Annotated in this window: 1 protein-coding gene; it reads right to left on the reverse strand. The window is 59.6% G+C overall.

The genetic code is table 11. The annotated features are described in order from the left end of the window. Nucleotides 1-228 (reverse strand): IS110 family transposase (locus QP140_RS10350; RefSeq protein WP_284759567.1); only part of this gene is annotated, 228 nt, incomplete at both ends.

Raw genomic sequence — 228 nt, forward strand, 5'->3', positions numbered from 1 at the left:
TCGACGGCACGTAGCGTGTGGGGCATTGTGCGGGCGGTGTCGGCGATGATGAATGCGTCGCGTTTGTCTGTTTTTGCACGTCCCGGATAGAGATCTGCAGCTTTGCGCATCGCAAGACCTGGCAGGTATCCGACTTCGCAACCGCAGTCCCGGGCTACAGCAATCGGTAGTGCGCCGATGGTGTTGGGTTGGTCGACGATCACGAGCACGGTGCCAAGCTTCTGAAGC

The sequence above is a fragment of the Corynebacterium sp. UMB9976 genome, from assembly GCF_030212265.1.
GTDB lineage: Bacteria > Actinomycetota > Actinomycetes > Mycobacteriales > Mycobacteriaceae > Corynebacterium.